Annotated in this window: 17 protein-coding genes and 1 pseudogene; 9 read left to right on the top strand and 9 right to left on the bottom strand. The window is 62.6% G+C overall.

Going from position 1 to position 21,095, the window contains the following annotated elements; all coding sequences use genetic code 11:
* The first annotated feature begins 225 nt into the window (after positions 1–225).
* The gene (locus PQR67_RS18980) at positions 226–525 is read left to right on the top strand and encodes a hypothetical protein (RefSeq protein ID WP_408462412.1); all 300 of its coding nucleotides are present in this window, start codon (positions 226–228) and stop codon (positions 523–525) included.
* Between the two features lie 46 nt (positions 526–571).
* Here PQR67_RS18980 and PQR67_RS18975 read toward each other — a convergent pair whose 3' ends face one another.
* Positions 572–1,744 (bottom strand): porin, encoded by a 1,173-nt coding sequence (locus tag PQR67_RS18975; protein WP_408462409.1) that lies wholly within the window; start codon positions 1,742–1,744, stop codon positions 572–574.
* 527 nt (positions 1,745–2,271) lie between these two features.
* Here PQR67_RS18975 and PQR67_RS18970 point away from each other — a divergent pair.
* Entirely contained in the window at positions 2,272–3,381 is a 1,110-nt protein-coding gene (locus tag PQR67_RS18970) for an OpgC domain-containing protein (RefSeq protein WP_408462406.1), read from the top strand.
* Between the two features lie 205 nt (positions 3,382–3,586).
* Positions 3,587–4,447, top strand: a complete 861-nt coding sequence (locus PQR67_RS18965; RefSeq protein WP_408462403.1) for an alpha/beta hydrolase — start codon at positions 3,587–3,589, stop codon at positions 4,445–4,447.
* Between the two features lie 59 nt (positions 4,448–4,506).
* Here the strand turns inward: PQR67_RS18965 and PQR67_RS18960 are convergent, their stop codons facing one another.
* Positions 4,507–5,577: an AI-2E family transporter gene (locus PQR67_RS18960; protein ID WP_408462400.1), complete on the bottom strand. Its 1,071-nt coding sequence runs from the start codon at positions 5,575–5,577 to the stop codon at positions 4,507–4,509.
* Between the two features lie 345 nt (positions 5,578–5,922).
* On the opposite strand from PQR67_RS18960, the gene PQR67_RS18955 reads away from it, so the two are divergent.
* Together PQR67_RS18955 and PQR67_RS18950 are read left to right on the top strand one after the other, a co-directional pair.
* Complete coding sequence (locus PQR67_RS18955; protein WP_028197253.1) at positions 5,923–6,207, top strand: DUF3331 domain-containing protein; 285 nt, start codon at positions 5,923–5,925, stop codon at positions 6,205–6,207.
* 381 nt (positions 6,208–6,588) lie between these two features.
* Positions 6,589–9,153, top strand: a complete 2,565-nt coding sequence (locus PQR67_RS18950; protein ID WP_408462397.1) for an adenosylcobalamin-dependent ribonucleoside-diphosphate reductase — start codon at positions 6,589–6,591, stop codon at positions 9,151–9,153.
* A gap of 84 nt (positions 9,154–9,237) precedes the next feature.
* Here PQR67_RS18950 and PQR67_RS18945 read toward each other — a convergent pair whose 3' ends face one another.
* The 4 genes from PQR67_RS18945 to PQR67_RS18930 all read right to left on the bottom strand — a co-directional run bounded on the left by PQR67_RS18945 (position 9,238) and on the right by PQR67_RS18930 (position 15,103).
* A complete protein-coding gene (locus PQR67_RS18945) occupies positions 9,238–10,188 on the bottom strand; it encodes a dimethyl sulfoxide reductase anchor subunit family protein (protein ID WP_408462394.1) in 951 nt (316 codons plus the stop codon).
* A gap of 11 nt (positions 10,189–10,199) precedes the next feature.
* The gene (locus PQR67_RS18940) at positions 10,200–10,946 is read right to left on the bottom strand and encodes a 4Fe-4S dicluster domain-containing protein (protein ID WP_408462391.1); all 747 of its coding nucleotides are present in this window, start codon (positions 10,944–10,946) and stop codon (positions 10,200–10,202) included.
* 107 nt (positions 10,947–11,053) lie between these two features.
* A complete protein-coding gene (locus PQR67_RS18935) occupies positions 11,054–13,975 on the bottom strand; it encodes a molybdopterin-dependent oxidoreductase (RefSeq protein ID WP_408462388.1) in 2,922 nt (973 codons plus the stop codon).
* Between the two features lie 195 nt (positions 13,976–14,170).
* Positions 14,171–15,103 carry a 2-hydroxyacid dehydrogenase gene (locus PQR67_RS18930; RefSeq protein ID WP_408462386.1) on the bottom strand — a complete coding sequence of 311 codons (933 nt, stop codon included), beginning with the start codon at positions 15,101–15,103 and terminating at the stop codon, positions 14,171–14,173.
* A 298-nt stretch (positions 15,104–15,401) separates the two neighbouring features.
* On the opposite strand from PQR67_RS18930, the gene PQR67_RS18925 reads away from it, so the two are divergent.
* Positions 15,402–16,934: a sensor domain-containing diguanylate cyclase gene (locus PQR67_RS18925; protein ID WP_408462383.1), complete on the top strand. Its 1,533-nt coding sequence runs from the start codon at positions 15,402–15,404 to the stop codon at positions 16,932–16,934.
* A gap of 151 nt (positions 16,935–17,085) precedes the next feature.
* Here PQR67_RS18925 and PQR67_RS18920 read toward each other — a convergent pair whose 3' ends face one another.
* Positions 17,086–17,385, bottom strand: a complete 300-nt coding sequence (locus PQR67_RS18920) for a VOC family protein (RefSeq protein WP_408462381.1) — start codon at positions 17,383–17,385, stop codon at positions 17,086–17,088.
* 208 nt (positions 17,386–17,593) lie between these two features.
* Between PQR67_RS18920 and PQR67_RS18915 the strand changes: the two genes are divergently transcribed.
* Positions 17,594–17,935 carry a zinc ribbon domain-containing protein YjdM gene (locus PQR67_RS18915; RefSeq protein WP_408462379.1) on the top strand — a complete coding sequence of 114 codons (342 nt, stop codon included), beginning with the start codon at positions 17,594–17,596 and terminating at the stop codon, positions 17,933–17,935.
* Positions 17,936–17,944: 9 nt separating this feature from the next.
* A pseudogene (locus PQR67_RS18910) lies at positions 17,945–18,037 on the top strand (VOC family protein); the annotation flags it as partial.
* Positions 18,038–18,071: 34 nt separating this feature from the next.
* Here the strand turns inward: PQR67_RS18910 and PQR67_RS18905 are convergent.
* Complete coding sequence (locus PQR67_RS18905; protein ID WP_408462377.1) at positions 18,072–19,472, bottom strand: heavy metal sensor histidine kinase; 1,401 nt, start codon at positions 19,470–19,472, stop codon at positions 18,072–18,074.
* Positions 19,469–20,140, bottom strand: a complete 672-nt coding sequence (locus tag PQR67_RS18900) for a heavy metal response regulator transcription factor (RefSeq protein ID WP_408462374.1) — start codon at positions 20,138–20,140, stop codon at positions 19,469–19,471. The genes PQR67_RS18905 and PQR67_RS18900 overlap by 4 nt, the downstream gene beginning before the upstream one ends.
* A gap of 183 nt (positions 20,141–20,323) precedes the next feature.
* Here PQR67_RS18900 and PQR67_RS18895 point away from each other — a divergent pair, with 183 nt between their 5' ends.
* Positions 20,324–20,956 (top strand): hypothetical protein, encoded by a 633-nt coding sequence (locus PQR67_RS18895; RefSeq protein WP_408462372.1) that lies wholly within the window; start codon positions 20,324–20,326, stop codon positions 20,954–20,956.
* The last annotated feature ends 139 nt before the right edge of the window (positions 20,957–21,095 follow it).

Here is a 21,095-nt window from a genome sequence, read left to right as displayed (position 1 = left end):
TCTGACTGATCCCGCGCAAGATTAGGAAAAGGACGATAGGTTGAAGAAGATCAAAAAAATATCCTTACGGGTCCTTTTGAAGACCGTCCGCGTTGCATTCAAAGCAAGGCAGGTCTTTAAACAGGAAGGCCATTTCCGTAAGCATATTTTTTACTCCGCCAGCTGGATAAAGCCGGCGGACTATTTGAGGTTTCAGTGGATTCTCTTAATTCAGCGAACAGATTCATGGGTGGTTTATTTTTCGGCGCCCTGGTCGCTGCAGTCGTCATGGTGTTGCTGTGCAATGCCGGTGAATTTTCGCCGTTTATTGCGAAGCTGCATGCATTCGAGCAGGTCATCCTGACCGCGCTCATTTCCCTCGTTATTGTCGATGCGAAGCCATTGGCCTACAAAACCGTCTGGCGTGAACGGCGCTGCAGCTTCGTACTCGATGAAGATCTGACCGCGACCCTTCGCGGCAGAACTTTCGGTATTCCGGCCGGCGTGATAGCCGGCATACTGATTCAGAACTATGTGATGAACTGAATCTGCCGTGCTCCGCAAGAACGCCGCGGCCATCTCACCCTGCGCCCTAGAACTTATGCCGTATCGCCGCGCGCACCACGACCTGCTTCGACGTCGACGACGGCGACTGGGTGCCGGGCGTGAAGGCATAGTCCAGAATCGTAAAGGTTGAATCACCGGTCACTTGCTGATATTCGCCCTGAATGTACACATCGGTGCGTTTAGACAGGTTGTAGTCCGCCATCAAGCCGAACGAATGAATTTTCGGCTTCACACCGCCGCTCGAGGCGTCGTAGGTTTCCATCGTGTACACGTACTGCGCGCCGACGAAAAACATCGGCGAAATCTGATACTTGCCGTTCACCTCGAAGTTCTGATACTTCAGCGAATTCAATAACATGCCTGGCGGCACGAGCGGCGTCACGCCGAGATAGCCGTTGCCGGTCGGGTCCAGGTAGTTCGAATTGGTGTACACGAAACCCGCCGTGGCCGGCCCGAAGGTGTAGGTAATGCCGCCACCGAACACGCGCATGCGGGCGGCGATAAAGCTGGCGTCGTTCGCGGTAATCGCACCGTTCGAGCCGTTGCCGGGATTGTCGGCCTGCAGATACGCCGCGGCCACCAGCAGTCCGCCGTAGGCGTACTGGCCGCCGAAACTGTACGCACGATTGTTGGCGAAACTCGTATCGTTGCTGAAGCTGTAGACGGCGCCAAACTGGAAGCCCGAGATCGACGGACTGGTGTACTTGACGCTGTTGTCGAGACGGAATGAGTTGTCGGTGTTGTCGTTATCGTAGGGATGCGAGAACAGCGCACCGGCCCAGTTGCCGTTGGCCGTCGTCTGCGCCAGATAGTCGACCACCGAATCGTATTGGCGGCCGAACGTCAACGTGCCGTATGGCTCCGAACTCAAGCCGACGAACGCCTGGCGGCCGAACATCCGGCCGCCCTGGTTAAGCCGTCCGGAGCTGACGTCGAAACCGTTTTCGAGCTGGAAGATCGCCTTCAGGCCACCGCCGAGATCCTCGTCGCCTTTCAGGCCCCAGCGGCTGCCCTGGGCATCGCCGCTCGCGAGTTCATAGACATGGCCACGGCCGACATTGTTGGTGTAGTTGATGCCTTCATCGAGTACGCCGTACAGCGTCACGCTCGTCTGGGCAGAAGCAGGCGGGGAGAAAATGGCTAACGAAATCGCGGACAAAACAGTGGAGACAGCCAGCGCGAACACTTGCTTGTTCATGAAGATCTCCCTGAGCTCGAGTAATAGGACAACTCGATCCGACCGCTTTCTTTTTGACGCTTCTCGTGGCGTTTATCGACCCCGACGCGCTTTGAGGAAATCCTCACACGCCGTTACGTCGCCGTCCATAAGGTGTCACGCCCATATCTCAAAACGTTGCGAAATCTCCACTGCGCGGGGCAACCCCTTTTTTCGCAACGCTGATTCAGGTAAACGGTGCCGTACCGCCCGGACCCAAGCCGGCTGTCGCATTGGCGGCACCGGCCCTGCACGTCTCGTGGCGGCTTTGTCATGAAACGAAATATAATCGAAAGCTTTTGCGGCGGCGCAGCGGAACTCCGCGCCGTCAAACGGGTCATTTTTACTGGCCTCTACAACCGAGCCTCGCATGGCTGGTTCAAGCTGCAACACGGCTACCCGCGGGGCGGCCGTCCGCCTTTGCAACCAATCCAATTTCAAAAGCTTTGTGAGACGCCGCCGCGCTGGACTAGCGCGCCGTCACACGGGGCTGCTTTTGGCGCAACACAATGCAAAAGTCGCAATCCCGCTTGATTGAGCTAGATTTTTTTCGTGGGCTGGTCCTCCTGGTCATTGTCGTCGATCACATCGGCGGCAGCATTCTCTCGCGCGTCACGCTGCATGCGTATGCGCTGTGCGACGCGGCTGAGGTCTTCGTGTTTCTCGGCGGCTTCGCCACCGCAACGGCCTACGCGGCGCTCGCCGAACGTCGTAACGAGGCGACCGCGCGCAGCCGCTTCCTGCGTCGCTCGCTCGAAATCTATCGGGCCTTCCTCATCACCGCCGGCTTGATGCTGCTGGTCAGCGCGGTGCTCAGCGCGTTCAGTATCGACGGCCCGAATCTCGCCACCACCGATCTCGACGATCTGATGGCCACCCCCGTGGCGGCCCTGCGCGACATTCTGTTATTCCGCCGTCAGCCGTATCTCGCGTCCGTGCTGCCCATGTACACGCTCTTCGCGCTGCTGGTGCCCATGATCCTGCCGCTCGCGCGCAGCAAGCCGTGGCTGCTGCTGGCTGGCAGCGTCGCACTGTGGGCGGGCGCACCGGCTATTAACGCCTACCTGCCCGCCGCGCCCGACATGCACTGGGATTTCAACCCGTTTGCCTGGCAGTTGCTGTTCGTGCTCGGCGTGCTGGCACGTTGCCAGCCGGTATATCAGCGCATCAGCACCCATCGTCTCGGCTGGCTGGTCAGCGTACTGGCGTTCGCCGTGGTCGCCGCTGCCGCCTACTACAAGCTCTTTATTGAACGCGAGCCGCTCGATGGCAGCCTCAAGCAAAACCTCTCCTACCTGCGCGCGGTCAATTTTCTGGCGATTGCCTGGCTCGTCGCGAACCTGATCCAGCTCGGCTGGGCAAAAAAGCTCGCGCAATGGTTGCCGTGGGTCGGCATGATTGGCCGTAAGGGATTGCTGTGTTTTATCGCGGGCGCGGTGATTTCGCTGGTCGTCGATTCGGTGCTGTACGCCGCGACCGACGGTTACCTGAACTATCCCCTCGGGTTGGTGGCGGATGCCTGCGCCGTCGGCGCACTGTTCGCTGTCGCGAGAGCCTCTGAGCCGATCAAGCGCGTCACCACGCGCCTCTGGAGCTTGCGCCTCAGAACCTCGCCCTGAGGCGGCAGCGCGCGGTCACATGCCGCGCTTTTGCAGTGTTGCCGCTTATCGTGCGCTATTTGTGTGCCTGACGGGGTTACGGCGTTACTGCGAAGTTCCCACGTTGTCACTTGCCCGCTTGCCGCTTGCCCCTTACCAAATTCCACGGCTGATCCTGATAGCATGACGACCGCGCGCGACCTGCGCGGCGGCCTCTTACTCTGACATGCGTCTATTCCTACATTCCGCACTCCTCGCGCTGTGCGCTGCTGTCGGCGCGACGGCAAGCGCCAGCACCGTCGTCAGCCGCAGCTTCCATTCCGAAGCGCTCGGCCGAGACTGGTCCTACACGATCTATCTGCCCACCGGCTATCGTCACGACGCCCCGCGCATTCCCGTGCTCTACCTTCTGCACGGCAACAACGGCGACGCCAATGACTGGCTCACGCAGGGTCATCTGCAAGCCACCGCCGATACGCTGATCGAACACAAGGAGATACCGCCGGTCGCGATCGTGATGCCGCAAGGCGGCACGGACTGGTATGTCGATCGCAAGGAAAAGATGGAGACCGCGTTCTTCACCGATCTGCTGCCGGAGATCGAAACGCACTACGCGGTCGCCACGCAGCGCGGCGGCCGGATGATCGGCGGCGTTTCGATGGGTGGTTTCGGTGCACTGCGCTACGCCATGACGCAACCCGAACTTTTTTGCGGCGCGCTCCTGTTGAGTCCCGCGATCTATGCGAACGAGCCCCCGCCCGGTTCGGCGGCTCGCCGGGTCGGCGTATTCGGCGACCGGCAGTTCGATCTGCACGTCTGGCATACGCTCAACTATCCGGCGCAATGGGAGCGGTACATGAGCCGGCCGTATCGCCTGCCGATGTTCATCGCCGCCGGCGACGACGACCTCGCGATCCAGGCCGATGCGTCTTCGCTCTACACGCATCTTCGGCTGGCGGGAAATCCGGCGGCGCTGCGCATCATCGACGGCGGCCACACCTGGGACGTCTGGAGCGCGCTGCTGCCCGCCGCGCTGAAATATACGCTGGGCTGCGTCAGACAGCCGGCGCGCGATCAGGACAAGTAAATCAGAACAAGCGAGCCGGCGAATCAGCAGTCCTGATTGCGCCGGCACATTGCGTGCAACTATTGCACGAGGTCAGTCCACAACACGACCAGCACGGTCATGAGCGCGGGCCCGATGAAGAGGCCGAGCAATCCGAACGTCTCCGCGCCGCCGAGAATGCCGAATAGCACCAGCAGGAAAGGCAATCGCGTTGAGTTGCCGATCAGCACCGGCCGCACGAAATGTTCAGCGACGAACACCACGATTGAACCGAACACCGCAAGCCCGATGGCCCCGGCCACCGAGCCTTGCGAGAACAGCCACAAGGCGGCGAGGCCGAATGTGAGCGGGGCGCAGAACGGCAGCATCGCGGCGATCGCCGTGATGAATGCGAGCAGAGCGACATGCGGCAAGCCGGTCACGAAATAGGCCACGCCCATCAACACGCCCTCGCCGAGTCCGACTACTACCAGCCCCGACACCGTGCCCCGCACGGCCGTGGCCATGCGCTCGAGCAACTGCGCGCCGTCGTTGCCGAAGCCGCGCCGCACGCCTTTCATCAGCGAGCCCGACAAACGCGGCCCCGCCTGAAAGATCACGAACAGCGTGACCAGCATGAAAGCGAACACCATCACGCCGTGCGCCGCGCGCGCGCCGAAGTGGCGGCCGAGCGTCATCACGGTGGTGCTGTGCAGTCCCTTCATGGCCGCCGAATCGCGCAGCGGCTGAGCGAGATTGGCCTGCCACCAGGCTGATATCTGTTGCACACCGAACGGCAACCGCTCAATGATGTCCGGCATCGGAATGCCGTTTTCCTGCACGGCCTTGAACCACTCGTTCATGTCATGGGCTTCGCGCAGCGCCTGCGAAATGCCGATGCCGAACGGCAGCACCACCAGCAATGCGATCGCGAAGGTCAGCGCCGCGGCGATCAGCGTGGTGCGGCCAGTAAACCAGCGGCTGCCCTCCACCTTTTGCAGAAGCGGCCACAGGGCGATCGCCACGACGCCGGCCCAGGCCATCGCCGCAATGAAATCGCGTACGACCCACAGCGCCAGCAGCACGAGTGCGATGTACAGGACGAGTGATGCCGCTTTCTGTTTTTTCAGGCAATCAGGCGGTTCAGGCGAATCGGGTGGGCGTGAAATCATGAAGGCTCTTAGGATCTTGTGGATATGCGCGCGAGCCGTCCAGAAAAATGCAAACCCGCTACACTTGCGCGGCACGGTCGCTCATCAATGACGACATCTTAAAGGAAGCACCGGCGCCCTTCGCAGGCGGCATGCTTGTCTCACTGCGTACAACACTGCGTTGCAAAAATCCACGCTATCGCAAATTCACTGCGCATATCGCCCGCAAAGCCCCGTCGTTTCAAACGAGCATGAATGTCAAGTTTCATTGTTGCTATTTGGAGAACAGTGTTTCAACGGCGGCACAATGGCTATCCGGCGCTCACGGGACTACATTCGGCACACCACAATACGGAGCCGACGATGATGACCTTAGAGTCCATCCCCCTTGACGGAACCAATGGCGTACGCATCGAAATTCTCGAGCGCTCCGACACGACGCTGGTGATCCGCTGGGTCGAACCGGGGCGCTGTCATTATGGCGAGCAACGGTGGCGGCGGCGCTCGGCGCATACGTCCGGCACGTGCGCGGTAACGCGTCGCAAGATCCGCCGCGGCGATGCGGTCTTCAAGCCGGCTGAACGGCCGGCGCCTTCGAATGCTTCCGCGATGATCTGTGCCGAGGTGCTCGGCGAACTGGTTGAGGCCTAAAGTTTTTGCCTGGACGGCACTTTCCAGACCTACGCCTGGGTAGGCATGGGCAGGCCTGGAAGGTTCGCCGTCACCTCCCTTCGCAATGTGTTTGCTCCGGCGTGCTGCGCTCACCCCCTTCCCCAACCGCACGCACACACGCCCAGCGCCGCTCGTCATCTCTCTGCCTGATGCAGGCCACTTCAAGAAAGCCGCTGCGGCGGCTGCCGTCAATGGACGGCCCGGCCGCAAAACCGTGATTGCGGCCCTTCGCCACGTGCGCTAATGTGATCCCCGTTGCGTCAGGTCACCGCACCTGCCAAACGCGCACGCTTAAATGAATGCCCTCAATCCCATTCGAACCCGCCGCAGCCCGTCTGGCGGCAAACGAGAGGCAACACCATGGCAGAAGACACCCCGGACACCCGCGCCGCCGCAGCTCCCCCTAGCCAACTCGTTGCACCGCAACAATTCTCTCTGGACGTTCTGCTCGAGAAGTACGCGAAAGGCAGCGAACAATCGGCCGACGACGTGTTCAAACGCGTCGCTCGCGGTGTCGCACAGGCGGAGCCGGAAGCCCTGCGCGAGTCGGTGGAAGCGCTCTTCGCCGATAATCTGCGGCACGGCGCGCTCGGCGCCGGGCGCATCATGAGCGCGGCGGGCACGGGCATCGCGGCCACGCTGATCAATTGTTTTGTGCAGCCGGTCGGCGATGCGATCCAGGGCGTCGACGAAGAAGGCCTGCCCGGCATCTATGTGGCGTTACTGCAGGCCGCCGAAACGATGCGCCGCGGCGGCGGTGTCGGCTATAACTTCTCCGCGATCCGGCCCAAGGGCGCGCGCGTCCATACCACCAGTTCGGCGGCGTCCGGACCGTGCAGCTATATGGACGTATTCGACGCCTCATGCCGAACCGTGGAAAGCGCCGGCTCGCGGCGCGGCGCGCAAATGGCCGTGCTCGACTGCAATCACCCCGATCTGATCGAATTCATCGAGGCGAAACATTCGAAGGGCCGCTGGAACAACTTCAACGTGTCGGTGGGCGTCACCGACGAATTCATGCGCGCAGTCGAAGGCGATCAGCCCTGGCCGCTCGTGCACCGCGCCGAGCCGTCGCCGGCGCTGCGCGCGGCAGGCGACGTGCGGCAACGCGAAGACGGCCTGTGGGTCTACAGCGAAAGGCCCGCACGCGAGATCTGGGAGCGCATCATGCGCTCCACCTACGACGTCGCCGAGCCCGGCATCGTGTTCATTTCCCGCATGAACGAGGACAACAATCTACGCGCCGTCGAAACCATCCGCGCCACCAATCCGTGCGGCGAGCAACCGCTGCCGGCCTACGGCTGCTGCAATCTCGGACCGTTGAACCTCACGCGTTTCGTGCTCGATCCGTTCGCGCAGATGAAAGGCGGCAAAGCGTCGTTCGACTGGGACGGTCTTGCCAAACGCACCCGCACCCAGGTGCGTTTTCTCGACGACGTGCTCGACGTCACGCTATGGCCGCTGCCGCAGCAATATGACGAATCGCGTGCCAAGCGGCGCATCGGCGTCGGCTTCACCGGCCTCGGCGATACGCTGGTGATGCTCGGCCTGCGCTACAACTCGCAGGAAGGCCGCGACTTCGCCGTGCGCATCGCGCGGCTGATGCGCGACGAAGCCTACCGGGCCTCGGTGGAACTGGCGCGCGAGCGCGGTGCGTTCGAGTTGTTCGACGCCGGGCGTTATCTGGAAACGGGCACGTTCGCTTCGCGCCTGCCCGACGACATCAAGGAGGCGATCCGCCGCGACGGCATCCGCAACAGTCATTTGCTGTCCATCGCGCCAACCGGCACGGTCAGCCTCGCGTTCGCCGACAACGCGTCGAACGGCATCGAGCCAGCCTTCTCGTGGACCTATACCCGCATGAAGGTCATGGCCGACGGCGGCCGCGAATCGTTCGATGTCGAAGACTACGCATACCGCCTCTATCGCGAACTCGGTGGCGATGTGAGCAACTTGCCGGACTACTTCGTCAGCGCACTCGAGATGTCGGCGCGCGATCACCTCGACATGATGGCCGCCGTGCAGCCGTATGTGGACACGTCGATCTCGAAGACGGTGAACGTGCCGGCGGACTACCCGTTCGAGGCGTTCGAAAGCCTCTACTTCGACGCGTGGAAAAATGGTCTCAAGGGTCTCGCCACCTATCGTCCGAATGAAACACTGGGCGCGGTGTTGAGCGTCAGCCCGCCACCGCAGGCGGACGATACGCTGGCCGAGACCGATCAGGATCCGTTGCGGATCGCGATCGATCATCGGCCCAAGGGTGAGTTGCCGGCGATCATCGAAAAAGTCGAGTACCTGACGCAAGCCGGCAAGAAATCGCTTTATGTGGCGGTCTCGTTCATCGAAGTGACGGGGCGGCTCGGCGGCGAAGAGGTCTCGATCGAGCGGCCCATCGAATTCTTCATTCCGACCGGTCAGCGCGACGAGTCGCAGCAATGGATCACGGCGACCATGCGCTCGCTGTCGCTTGCGGCACGCGGTGGTTTCGTCGCGCGTAACTTGCAGGATATGCGCAAGGTGTCGTGGGATCGCGGGCAAGTGCGGCTCGGCGAGGTGCAGCGTCTCGACGGTCATCGCACACCACGTTGGCACGACTCCGAAGTGGCGGCGCTCGCCTTTGCAATCCAGCAGATTCTGCATCGGCGCGGCTTTCTCGATGCCGAAGGCAATCAGGTGCCGTCGCGCATGCTGGCGCGTTTGCCGCGCGGGCAGATGAAAGCCGAGAGCGCCTTGCCGGCGGATTTCGGTATTCGTCCGCATCCGGGCGAGGCTGACGAAACAGCGTTGACGCAAGCGGGTGGCACGCAAGGCTTGCATACCATGCTCGGAAGCAAATGCGGCTCTTGCGGTGCGAACGCGGTGATTCGCAAGGATGGGTGCGACTTCTGTACCGCGTGCGGCGAAGTCGGCGCGTGCGGGTGAGCGGCTAGCAACGGCCACCGGGAGCGGCCGCGTTCCGGTAGATCGTGCCGAGTCGCACGATCTACCCACTACATAGCCCCCCCCTCAGCCGACTCTCGCGTAATACAGATTCTGCGGATGCTTCGCTTCGGCGAAGAAGAACCAGCGTTCCGCGACGAGTCCCGCGTACTGCACGAGACAAGCGGCCGCCAGCAGACCGAGCGACGCGCCGATCGGATGCAAGCCCGCTCCCAACGCGATCAAACCAACCGGCATGGCAAACGCGGTCACGAGAAATCCCCATTTAACGCCGCGCAGCGTCCCCGCCGATTTGCCGTGAAAGAACTCGCGCAGGTTGAACGCCCCGGCGGTAAAGCCGCGCGAGACCTGCACGAGCTTCGGATTATCGATGCCGGTCGCGCTCTGCACGGTGGACTTCGGCCGCAATCGCGCATTACGCACGAGCGATGCCGAGCGGCTCGCGCAGCCGGCGAGCGTCAGCCCGCAGGCACAGAGCGCCAGCCCCACTGTCAGCCCCGGCGCGAACCACGCGGTCAGCGCCGTCGCCAGCGTGAAGCCGGACGCGCAGCCTAGCAGGGCGAAGTTGACCAGCGTGAGCGGCGTGGCCCACTCCTGCAGAAAACGCAGGCAGGCGTAGATCATCGCCGTGCAGACAAACAGCGTAGCGCTGGCCAACACGCCGAGCCACCCTATCGCGAGCGACCACGGTGAGCCAAACACGTGCGCGACGCCATAGAAAAACACGCAGGCGAGAAACGCCGGCAGGCACAGACATTCACGCGACAACCAGGAAGTCCGCCACATCGCGATCGCACGCCATGCGCGCTCCGGATGCCCAAGGTGGAAAAACGAAGCGATCAGCCCAAGCAGGCCCAGCACGACCGCCAGGCCCGCGCCGATGACATAGAACGCATTCGCGGGCGCCGCGACGAGTCCCAGAAACGCTGCCGTCTCCACGCCAACGAGCGCGATCAGCAGGCCCTGCGCCGCGCCGCTCAAGGTCGTGAGAAAAACTACCGAAAAAGCCGGATTCATCGCGAGGTCCTTTAGATGCGCGTCGCCATCGACGCAAGATGCAGTTCGCCGCGCTCGAGCCGCGCATCGAGCGATTCGGGCGCGTCCATGGCCGTACCCGGGTCCTTGCACGAGCAGGCGCCGCTGCCGCAACCCGCTGCCGACGTTTTGACGCGCGGCAGATAATGGTTCGCCGGCCGTGTATTCCACTCGGGCATCAGTTGATAACCACCGCGCTCCTCGATCGCCTTCGACACCACCGATTCCGGATCGTGGATATCGCCGAACAGCCGCGCGGAGGTCGGGCACGCGAGCACGCATGCCGGCTGGCGGTCGCGCTCGGAGAGATTCTCGTCATGAATGCGGTCGACGCACAACGTGCATTTCGTCATCTCCTTGCGCGCTTCGTCGAGTTCGCGCGCGCCGTACGGGCAAGCCCACGCGCAGTATTTGCAGCCGATGCATTTGTCGAAATCGACCAGCACGAGGCCGTCTTCCTTGCGCTTGTAACTCGCGCCGGTCGGACACACCGGCACGCACGGCGGGTCCTCGCAATGCAGGCATGACTTCGGAAAGTGGATCGTGTCGGCGTTCGGGAAGCTGCCTGCCTCGAAGCTCTGGACCCGGTTGAAGAATGTGCCGGACGGATCCGCGTCGTAGGGATTCAGATCGGCGAGACTGCCCGACTCGCCCGACGTGTTCCACTCCTTGCAACTCGTCACGCAAGCCTGGCACCCCACGCACACGTTCAGGTCGATTACCAATGCCATCTGGGTCATCAAAGGCTCCTTACTGCTTTATTGCGTTGTTCGGGTGCTTCGTTGCGCTCAGGGTGCACTTTGGGTGCGCCTTGGCCATGCTTTTTTGCTCCAGTGAGGATCGCGCGTCACTTGCGTCCTGTCGCGCCGCGCAGCCGCGCCGCGAATTCGCCGCGCCCCGCGAAGTAGGTCTGCACGATTCGCGAAATCACGCCGTTCGATCCCGGTAACGCGGGCATCGCGTCGAACTGCGGCAAGGTATGGCTGGCGTTCGCTTCCGCCGGATAGAGGCGCACCCGCACGTCGTACCACGCGGCCTGGCCCGTCACCGGGTCCGAGTTCGAGAGGCGCGCAGCCGCTTCGTCGCGGCCGGGCAACTCGTCGGTGATGAGGTGATTGAGCAGGAAGCCACGCTGCGATTCGTTTGCGCCGGCGCCGAGGCTCCACGCGCCCGAGGCTTTGCCAATCGCATTCCAGGTCCATACCGTACCCGGCTCGACGGTCTCGCTAAAGCGCGCCATGCAGCGCACGCGGCCCCATTGCGATTCGGCATAGATCCAGCTGCCGTCGGTAATGCCGTTTTCGGCCGCCATGAGCGGATTCATGTAGAGATAGTTCTCGCCATGAATCTGCCGCAGCCACGCGTTCTGCGAATCCCACGAGTGATACATGGCCATCGGCCGTTGCGTCACGGCAGCGAGCGGAAAACGCGCGAGATCGGTGGAATCGCTTTCGAGCGGCGCATACCAGAACGGCAGCGGGTCGAAGTACTTCTCCACCCGCGCGCGCAAGTGATCCGGCGGTTGCCTGCCGCTCGTGCGGCCTTGCGCTGCGAGCCTGAACTTCTGCATGACGTCGGAGTACAACTGGATCAGGATCGGTTCCCTGAATTTGCGGAAGCCGTTTTTCACCGCCCAGTCGAGATACGGCCCGTTACAGTTGCGCATGTATTGGAGCGTCTCCGGCAAGCGGTAATGGAATACGCAGTTGTTCTTTGCGTACTGTTCCCACTGCTGCGGATTCGGTTCGCCCACCAGCGCCTTGTCGCCGTCCTTGCCGCGCCAGCCGATCAGAAAGCCCACGCCGGAATCGGGCGTCGTCGTGTGGTTGATGATGAAATCCGGATAGTCGCGAAAGCGCCGCGTGCCCTCGGCCGTCGTAAAGGCCGGAAACTTCAGACGCGAAGCGAGTTCGATCAGCACTTCCTGGAACGGCTTGCACTCGCCCGTCGGCGGCACGACCGGCACGCGCACGGAATCCACCGGACCGTCGAACTCGGAGATCGGCCGGTCGAGCATCGACATCGCGTCGTGCCGCTCGAGATAGGTGGTGTCCGGCAGGATCAGATCGGCGAACGCCGTCATCTCCGACTGGAACGCATCGCACACCACGAGAAACGGAATCTTGTACTCGCCGTTCGCGTGCTTGTCGGCGAGCATCTCGCGCACCTTCACCGTATTCATCGACGAATTCCAGGCCATGTTGGCCATGAAAATCAGCAAGGTATCGATCGGATACGGATCGCCGCGCCAGGCGTTGGTGATCACGCTATGCATCACGCCGTGAACGGCGAGCGGATATTCCCAGGAAAACGCCTTGTCGATCCGCACCGGGCCGCCGTTTTCGTCGATGAACAGATCCTCGGGCGCGGCGGGCCAGCCAAGCGGCCCGGTGGCGAGCGGCGTGTTCGGCTTGACCGCGTCCGGGCTGTTCGGCGGTTTGGCCGACGGCGGCACCGCGCGCGGAAACGGCGACTTGTGGCGAAAGCCGCCCGGGCGGTCGATCGTGCCGAGCAACGACATCAGCACCGCGAGGGCGCGGATCGACTGGAAGCCGTTGGAATGCGCGGCCAGCCCGCGCATCGCGTGAAAGGCGACCGGGTTGCCGGTGACGCTCTCGTGCGTCTCGCCCCATGCGTCGGTCCAGCGGATCGGCAGCGTGATCCGGTGGTCGCGGCTCGTCTGGATCATTTCGGCGGCGAGGCGGCGAATCGTTTCCGCTGCGATGCCGGTGATCTCAGCGGCCCACTCGGGCGTGCAGTCGGCTACGCGCTCGCGCAGCAAAGCGAACGACGGCGTGACCGGCGTGCCGTCGCCGAGCGTATAGCGGCCGTCGAGTGCGGGGGTCACGCCAGGCGCATGGTGCGGCACGGCGCGCGCGGCGGCGGCGTCCCACCAGAGGTGATTCTGCGGAAACAGCGGATTGCCTGCCGGCTGATCCGGGTCGCGCACAAACAGGCCGAAGTTTTCGCTGGCTTCGTCGAGATCCACCAGCTCCGCCGCGTTCGTATAGCGCTGCACGAACTCGTGGTCCCAGGCGTCGGCGGCAATCAGTTCGTGCAGAAACGCCATGAACAGCGCGCCATCCGTGCCGGGCTTGATGGGCACCCACTCGTCGGCAATCGCCGCATAGCCGGTGCGAATCGGATTGATCGCGATGAAGCGTCCACCCGCGCGCTTGAACTTCGAAAGAGCGATCTTGAGCGGATTCGAATGATGATCTTCCGCGGTGCCGATCATGAAGAAGAGTTTGGCGCTGTCGAGATCGGGGCCGCCGAACTCCCAGAACGAGCCGCCAATCGTATAGATCATGCCGGCCGCCATGTTCGCCGAGCAGAAACCACCATGGGCCGCGTAATTAGGCGTGCCGAACTGTTTGGCGAACAGGCCGGTGAGCGCCTGCATCTGGTCGCGGCCGGTAAACAGCGCGAATTTCTTCGGATCCGTGGCGCGAATCGTGGCAAGGCGCTTTTCGAGCACGTCGAACGCGACCTCCCACGACACCGGCTCGAACTGCGCACTACCCCGCTCCGCGCCCGCCTTGCGCATCAATGGCTGGGTCAGACGCGCGGGCGAGTACTGCTTCATGATGCCCGACGCGCCCTTGGCGCAGATCACCCCCTGATTCAGCGGATGCTCTGGGTTGCCGTCGATATAGCGCACCTCGCCTTCACGCAGATGCACGCGAATGCCGCAACGACAGGCGCACATGTAGCAGGTGGTCGTCTTGATCTCGAGCCGTTCGTCCTGCGTGCGGGCGTGGTGTTCCATGCGTGATCTCCGTCGCGGCTCCGGCGATGTCGAAGCGATGTGGGTTCGATACCGACCATCCTATTCGCCGCCGGCCCACAAGGGAAATCACGATTTACGACAGAAACTATCCGCTGCACCGATGGTTTCAATTTGCTTTCTGCTGCCTTCTACCGTCTTTCACGGTCTTTCACCGTCTTTCGCAGCCTTCAGATGTCAGATCGGCGTCAAGACCGCCTCGCCGGCAAAATGGCGCGTGGCGTTGGCCAGGAAATTGTCGACCGACGCCGTGATCGCCTCCGGCGAGCGCCCGCCCACATGCGGCGTCAGGACCACGTTGCGCAGTGCCAGCAAGGCTTCGGGCGGATGCGGCTCGCCCTCGTAGACATCCAGCGCCGCCCCGGCGATCCCGCCGGTGGCAAGTGCATCCGCTAAAGCAGCGGTATCCACCACGCTGCCGCGAGAAACATTGACCACGAAACCGTCCGGACCGAGTGCATCCAGCACGGCCTTGCCGATCAGATGACGCGTAGCGGCGCCGCCGGGCGTCGCCACCATCAGGAAATCGCACCACTGCGCGAGGCCCTGCACGCTGTCGAAATAGCGCAGCGAAGAAGCTTCGCGCGGTTTGCGGTTGTGATACCCGATTTCCATATCGAACCCCGCGCCACGCCGCGCGATCTTCTCGCCGATATGGCCGAGCCCGACGATGCCGAGCCGCTTGCCGGACACATTCGGGCGCATCGGCAGCGTGTCGCGCCAGGCACCCTTGCGGGTGGCCTGATCGAGTTGCGGCACGTCGCGCACCACCGCGAGCAATAAGGCGAACGCGTGATCGGCCACGCAATGATCGTTGGTGCCCGCGCCGCTGGCGAGCACGATGCCGCGCGAACGGGCGTGGTCGACGGCGAGGTTTTCATAGCCCGCGCCCAGCACGCTGACAAACTCGAGTTGCGGCATCCGGTCGATTTCAGCGGCTGTGAGCCCGGTGGTGCCATTGGTCAGCACGGCGCGCAGCGTCTCGCCATGCGCACCGATCGCGGCGGCCCGCCGGGTGGCATCGGGTGCATGGACGACGTCGAAGGCGGCCTCGACACTGGCGCGGCTTGCATCTTTCAAGGGGATCAAAACCAGCAGGGATGGCTTCATGACGGACGTTTTTTCTTCAGTCGATGGCGGACGGGGGCGTGGCGAGTGAGTGTAACAAGCCGCGCTCAGCCACGCTGGCGAACGATCGCAAGCGCCCCTGCGCGCCTTTGCAAACCGCCGGAAAGCCGCCGCAAGCGGAAAGTCCTGTTGCGAACCTGCCGCCGCAAGGCCTAAAGTCCACCCAAGCCACGCCGTTATCTTTGTGAATGGACCGGCGCAAGTACTATGCACCCTACGTCTTTCTTTTGAGCCGAAGCCAAGCGCTTTAAAATAGCTGAACGCCGACCACGGAAACCTCATGCTGGACACCCCCCCGCGCGGCCCAGCGCCCGCCAATGACGCCCCACAGGAAGTCCCCCGCCCCGAAGGAAGTCCCCTTGGCGGATCGAAGGACGATTCCGAAATGTTCGAACTCGCGCCTGTGTCGCTTTGGCTCGAAGACTTCAGCGGCGTGCGCACGCTATTCGACAGATGGCGCACAGAAGGCGTGACCGACCTGCGCGCCCATTTCGCCGAATCTCCGGCACTTGTCGCCGAATGCGCGCACAGCATTCGCGTCATCAAGGTCAACCAGAAAACGCTGACGCAATTCGAGGCCGCCGATTTCGACGCGCTCAACAGCAATCTCGCCTCCGTATTCCGCGACGACATGCTCAAGACGCATCTTGAGGAGCTCTGTCAATTGTGGGCCGGTCAACCCCAGTTCACGAGCCAGACGGTCAACTACACGCTCGGCGGCCGGCGCCTGGATGTGCTGCTCAAGGGCGCCGTGCTGCCCGGCCATGAAGACCGCTGGGACCGCGTGCTCGTTTCCGTCGAAGACATTACCGAACTCGAAGGCGCGCGGCACCGTGTGACGCTTGCGGAACAGTACGTGCGCGGCCTGTTCGAATATTCGCCCGTCTCGCTGTGGGTGGAAGATTTCAGCGCGGTCAAGCGGCTGCTCGACGGGGCGCGCTCGGCCGGCATCAGCGATTTCCGGGTGTTCACCGACGTGCATCCCGAGTTTGTCGAACGCTGCATGCAGGAGATTCACGTGCTCGACGTGAACCAGCACACGCTCGACATGTTCGCCGCGAAAGACAAAAAGACGCTGCTGGCGCACTTGCCGGACGTTTTCCGCGACGACATGCGACCGCATTTCCGCGAGCAGTTGCTCGATCTGTGGGACGGCAAGCTGTTTCAGCAGCGCGAAGTGCTCAACTATGCGCTCGACGGCAACGAGGTGCACGTGCACCTGCAATTCTCGGTACTGCCGGGCCATGAACACAATTGGGATCTCGTGCTGGTGGCCCTCACCGACATCACGGCGCGCAAGAAGGCCGAAGCGTACCTGGAGTTCCTGGGCAAACATGACGTGCTGACCAAGCTGCGTAATCGCTCGTTCTATGTGGACGAGTTGAACCGGCTCGAGCGCAAGGGTCCGTGGCCGGTGACGATCATCATGGCCGATCTGAACGGCCTCAAACGCGTGAACGACCAGCTTGGCCATGCCGCCGGCGATGCATTGTTACGGCGCGCCGGCGAAGTCCTTGCCAAAGCGATAGACGCGCCTTTTCACGCGGCGCGCATCGGCGGAGACGAATTCGCGATCCTGTTGCCGGACACCGACGAGCGCAGCGGCGCCACCATGGTCGACTCGATCCGCCAATTGGTCGATCTGAACAACCAGTTTTATCCGGGCTCACTGCTGAGTTTTTCGATGGGCGCGGCAACGTGCCAGCGCGGCGACCGGCTCGAAGCCGGCGTGCAACGCGCCGATCTGCTGATGTATGAGGAAAAGCGCGCGCACTACGCTAACCGCCCGGCTGCGGATAACCCAGGCGATTGATATTAGGCACGCCGCGCGTTGGCGCGGCGTTTTTTCGATCGCGGAAGGCCGCGCTGCGCCGGCGGTTTCCGCGCTATGCCAGACTCCTGGTTGCACGCCGCCTGGTTGCACGCTCAATCGGCCTGGCTCAGCCCTGGTCGGTCCGCACCGCCTAGCCGTAAGTGCTGACGATCCGCCGATCCTGCTCTTCGGCCGAAAACAGCTCCCATTCGAGCCCATTCACATCCTTGCTGCTCGCGTACCCTTCCACCGCATCGTCCTCGAAGCCAACGTGCCGAAGCTGCCCGGCTTTATCCGGCATTTCGTTGATCGAAAAATTGAGCAGATCGGTACGCCACATCGCATAGCGGCCAGGTACAACCGCAGTGGGCGGCTGATCGAGGCGGCGGGTGTAATCTTCAATGGACGCATCGAGGCTCGCAACGGCCAAGGCGATATGGAAGCGTTTCATAGCGACTGTCCTGACAGGGTGGATGAGGTGTTTTCATCGTATCGGCGAAACGCTGCCGCAACCAGTTGCGCAATCATCCCGGTATCGCCATTACCGGTTTGCGCCAGGACAGCTTCCGGCGCGCGCGATGAAGGCGGCTCAGTTGACGTCCGCTATACTCGGCAGCCCCGAATTTATCCGCGGTTCGCCGCGCTCTGGAAAGAAAATCATGTCGACGATTCCCGCCTGCCCGCAATGCGCAATGGAAAACACTTACCCGGACGGCGAGAACTACGTTTGCCCGGACTGCGCGCACGAGTGGCCAATGGCCGCCGCCACAAGCGCTGAAGAAGCCGACGAGCGCGTTATCAAGGACGCCAACGGCAACCCGCTGGCCGACGGCGACGCGGTGGTGCTGATCAAGGACCTGAAAGTGAAAGGCTCGTCGATCACGCTGAAAATGGGCACCAAGGTAAAGAGCATTCGCCTTGTCGGCGGCGATCACGAAGTGGACTGCAAGATGGACGCCGGCAACTTCATGCTGAAGGCCGAGTATCTGAAGAAAGTTTGAATCGTCTGGCCCGGCCTGGGTCCGCATTATCATGCGGACTATTACGGCGCGTACGTTCGCGATCCCGATGGCAACAAGCTTTGCGTGTGTTGTCATGAGCCGGAACCGGGCACGACCACGCAGGCAACCCGCCAGACTACAGGCCTGGAAAGCGCAGTTCGAAGCGCACCACGCCCGGCACCGGACACACCACGCGCGCCGTGCCGCCGTGCAGATGCATGATCGCCCTGACGATCGCGAGCCCCAGTCCGCTCGATTCGGTGAACGCGCTGCGCGCCGCGTCCGCGCGGTAGAAACGATCGAACAGGCGGTCCAGTTGCTCGTCCGGAATCGGCGCACCGTCGTTTTCCACCACCACCGTCGCGCCCCGTTCGTCCTGCGTGCCGCTCAAACGCACTACCGTATCGTTCGCACCGTATCGCACCGCGTTGACGACGAGATTGTTGATCGCCCGCCGGCATAGCATCGGATTGACCGACGCCATGCCCTGCGCCTCGACGGTAAAGCGCATGCCGCGCTCGTCGGCGGGGCCTTCGAAATAATCTGCGATCCTGACGAGTTCGTTGCGCAGATCGACCGGCTCACGATCGATGGACAACGCAGCATGGTCCGCGTGCGCCAGAAACAGAATGTTTTCCGCGATGTGGCTCAACCGGCTCAGTTCCTCGAGATTCGATTCGAGCACGTGCTGATATTCTTCGACGTCGCGCGATTTGGCGAGCGTCACCTGGGTCTGGCCGATCAGCGCGCCCACGGGCGTGCGAATTTCATGCGCCAGGTCCGCGGAGAACTGCGAGAGGCGCTGATAGCCATCGGCAAGACGGTCGAGCATCGCATTGAAAGCGTGTGTGAGCTGGCGGAGTTCGACCGGGGCGGCCTCGCTGTCGAGCCGTACCGACAAGCTTGCCGGACTGATCTGCGCCGCCCGCGAGGCGATCTCGCGCACCGGCCGGAACGTGCGGCGCAGCACGTAGTAGGCGAGCAGCGTCGCGGCCAGCATGCCGATCAGTGTGGCCAGCACGATGCGATTGCGGTACGCGGCCAGCATTTGCATTTCCTGAGTCATCGGATGCGCGGAGATCACTTCGACCTCGCTGCCGTCCTCACGCGCCTTGACCGTGGCGATCGCCCAATGAACCGGCACGCCGTCAGGCAACAGGGTCTGGTGAATATCCGGGAGCGTCGGCAACTGGTTCTGCGCGCCGGCTTGCAGCGCGGGCACCGCAATGTTCGCGGGGTTTACGTCGATAAACGGCGCTTCACCTGGGCGGCGAAACAGCAGCACATCCTGCTCCGCGCCGAGCATGGTCTCGAACAGCACAGGCCGGTTCTTTAATTCGCTTACCGAATAAAGATCACGCACGATACGGCTGAAATGCTCGACACGGGCGGTAAGCACCACGTCCGCGCGGCGCTCCAACGAGACCTGCGCGGAGTGATAGAAATACGCACCCAGCGTACCGATCACCACGCATGCGATCGCGGCGAACAACACCGTGGTACGGGCCGTCAACGAACGTTCGGTCCACAATTTCATGAGCCGTCGCCGAAGGTATAGCCGATGCTGCGCACCGTATGAATCAGCTTCTTCTCGAACGGATGATCGACCTTCGCGCGCAGCCGTTTGATGGCGACGTCAACCACATTGGTGTCGCTGTCGAAGTTCATATCCCACACTTCCGAGGCGATCTGCGAGCGCGATAACGCTTCGCCCTGCCGGCGCACCAGCAGATGCAGCAGCATGAATTCCTTGTTGGTCAGCGGAATCTCAACCCCTTCGCGCGTGACCTTGCGGCGCAGGACATCCAGTTTGAGGTCGGCAATTTCGAACACGTCGCTCTCGCGGATTACGCCGCGACGCAACAGCGTGCGGATGCGCAACACCAGTTCGGTGAAGGAAAACGGCTTGACGAGGTAATCGTCGGCGCCGAGTTCGAGGCCGCGAATGCGGTCGCTGACGTGATCGCGCGCGGTCAGGAAAATGACGGGCAAATCGCGCCGCGCCCGCAGCGAGCGCATGATTTCCCAGCCGTCGATACCAGGCAGCATCACGTCCAGCACCACGAGGTCGTACGCGTGTTCGAGCGCCATGTGCAGGCCGTCGGTGCCGGTGCGCGCGAGGTCGACCGCGTAGCCGCTTTCACGCAGCCCCTTCTTCAGGTAGTCGCCGGTTTTCGGATCGTCTTCGATGACGAGGATGCTCATGGTGCCTGGTTCCGACCCCGAGCGCCGCCGTGGGCGCGGGTCATGAATATGGACGTGGGTATGGTGGCCATTCTACGTGGCCGCGCCGCGCCGTTCATGACGTTTTTGTCATCCGTCTGTCACCCGCCGGAGCCACTCGTGCGCCTAACCTGCCGCTATCCCTCACCCACCCAGAGCCGACTCATGAAGATTGTTTCCACCAATGCGATGCGCGCCATCGTCGCCCCCGCGCTCGTTGCTGTCTCGCTGTTTGCCGCAGGATCCGTCGCACAAGCCCAGAGCGCCACGCCCACGGGCGTACGCGGCACGGTGACGTCGCTCTCGGGCGACCTGCTCAAGGTTCACACGCGCGACGGTAAAGACGTCGACGTGAAGCTCGCCCAGGACACGCCGATTCGCGGCGTCACGCTCGCCAATGTGAACGACATCAAGCCGGACAGCTATGTCGGCACCGCCGCGATTCCGCAGCCCGACGGCACGTTAAAAGCGCTCGAAGTGCATGTCTTCCCGGCCAGCATGCGAGGCTCCGGCGAAGGTCACCGCCCGTGGGACCTCGGCTCGAACAGCACGATGACCAACGGTACGGTGGGCTCGCTCGTGGTCAGCAATGGCCGCACGATCACGGTCAAGTACAAGGACGGTGAGAAGAAAATCGTGATTCCACAAGACGTGCCGATCGTCGCGCTCGAAGCTGGTGACCGCTCGCTGCTGGTGCCGGGCGCCAAGGTCGTGCTGTTCGCCCATAAGGAAGCCGATGGCTCGATGGCGGCGAATTTCATCTCAGCGGGCGAGCACGGTGTCACGCCGCCGATGTGAGCCGATTTAAGCCGATCCGGGCCGCTGTAACGCGGCACGGTTCGACTTTTCGCTTTTCCGGCTTTCCCGCTTTCCCGCCAGTTCGGATAGCCGCATGACTCAATCGCGCGGCTATCAGACTTTTGTTTGTTTCGCCACC

Origin of the sequence: Paraburkholderia fungorum (assembly GCF_046026025.1) — a bacterium.
GTDB classification, from domain to species: Bacteria; Pseudomonadota; Gammaproteobacteria; order Burkholderiales; family Burkholderiaceae; genus Paraburkholderia; species Paraburkholderia fungorum_E.
Note: the sequence above shows the minus strand (reverse complement) of the source record. Positions and strands in the feature narration are given on the sequence as shown.

Excerpts from the sequence above, each read along its gene's own strand:
- PQR67_RS18980 (WP_408462412.1), top strand. The coding sequence starts at position 226 with ATGGGTGGTTTATTTTTCGGCGCCCTGGTCGCTGCAGTCGTCATGGTG.
- PQR67_RS18975 (WP_408462409.1), bottom strand. The coding sequence starts at position 1,744 with ATGAACAAGCAAGTGTTCGCGCTGGCTGTCTCCACTGTTTTGTCCGCG.
- PQR67_RS18970 (WP_408462406.1), top strand. The coding sequence starts at position 2,272 with ATGCAAAAGTCGCAATCCCGCTTGATTGAGCTAGATTTTTTTCGTGGG.
- PQR67_RS18965 (WP_408462403.1), top strand. The coding sequence starts at position 3,587 with ATGCGTCTATTCCTACATTCCGCACTCCTCGCGCTGTGCGCTGCTGTC.
- PQR67_RS18960 (WP_408462400.1), bottom strand. The coding sequence starts at position 5,577 with ATGATTTCACGCCCACCCGATTCGCCTGAACCGCCTGATTGCCTGAAA.
- PQR67_RS18955 (WP_028197253.1), top strand. The coding sequence starts at position 5,923 with ATGACCTTAGAGTCCATCCCCCTTGACGGAACCAATGGCGTACGCATC.
- PQR67_RS18950 (WP_408462397.1), top strand. The coding sequence starts at position 6,589 with ATGGCAGAAGACACCCCGGACACCCGCGCCGCCGCAGCTCCCCCTAGC.
- PQR67_RS18945 (WP_408462394.1), bottom strand. The coding sequence starts at position 10,188 with ATGAATCCGGCTTTTTCGGTAGTTTTTCTCACGACCTTGAGCGGCGCG.
- PQR67_RS18940 (WP_408462391.1), bottom strand. The coding sequence starts at position 10,946 with ATGACCCAGATGGCATTGGTAATCGACCTGAACGTGTGCGTGGGGTGC.
- PQR67_RS18935 (WP_408462388.1), bottom strand. The coding sequence starts at position 13,975 with ATGGAACACCACGCCCGCACGCAGGACGAACGGCTCGAGATCAAGACG.
- PQR67_RS18930 (WP_408462386.1), bottom strand. The coding sequence starts at position 15,103 with ATGAAGCCATCCCTGCTGGTTTTGATCCCCTTGAAAGATGCAAGCCGC.
- PQR67_RS18925 (WP_408462383.1), top strand. The coding sequence starts at position 15,402 with ATGCTGGACACCCCCCCGCGCGGCCCAGCGCCCGCCAATGACGCCCCA.
- PQR67_RS18920 (WP_408462381.1), bottom strand. The coding sequence starts at position 17,385 with ATGAAACGCTTCCATATCGCCTTGGCCGTTGCGAGCCTCGATGCGTCC.
- PQR67_RS18915 (WP_408462379.1), top strand. The coding sequence starts at position 17,594 with ATGTCGACGATTCCCGCCTGCCCGCAATGCGCAATGGAAAACACTTAC.
- PQR67_RS18905 (WP_408462377.1), bottom strand. The coding sequence starts at position 19,472 with ATGAAATTGTGGACCGAACGTTCGTTGACGGCCCGTACCACGGTGTTG.
- PQR67_RS18900 (WP_408462374.1), bottom strand. The coding sequence starts at position 20,140 with ATGAGCATCCTCGTCATCGAAGACGATCCGAAAACCGGCGACTACCTG.
- PQR67_RS18895 (WP_408462372.1), top strand. The coding sequence starts at position 20,324 with ATGAAGATTGTTTCCACCAATGCGATGCGCGCCATCGTCGCCCCCGCG.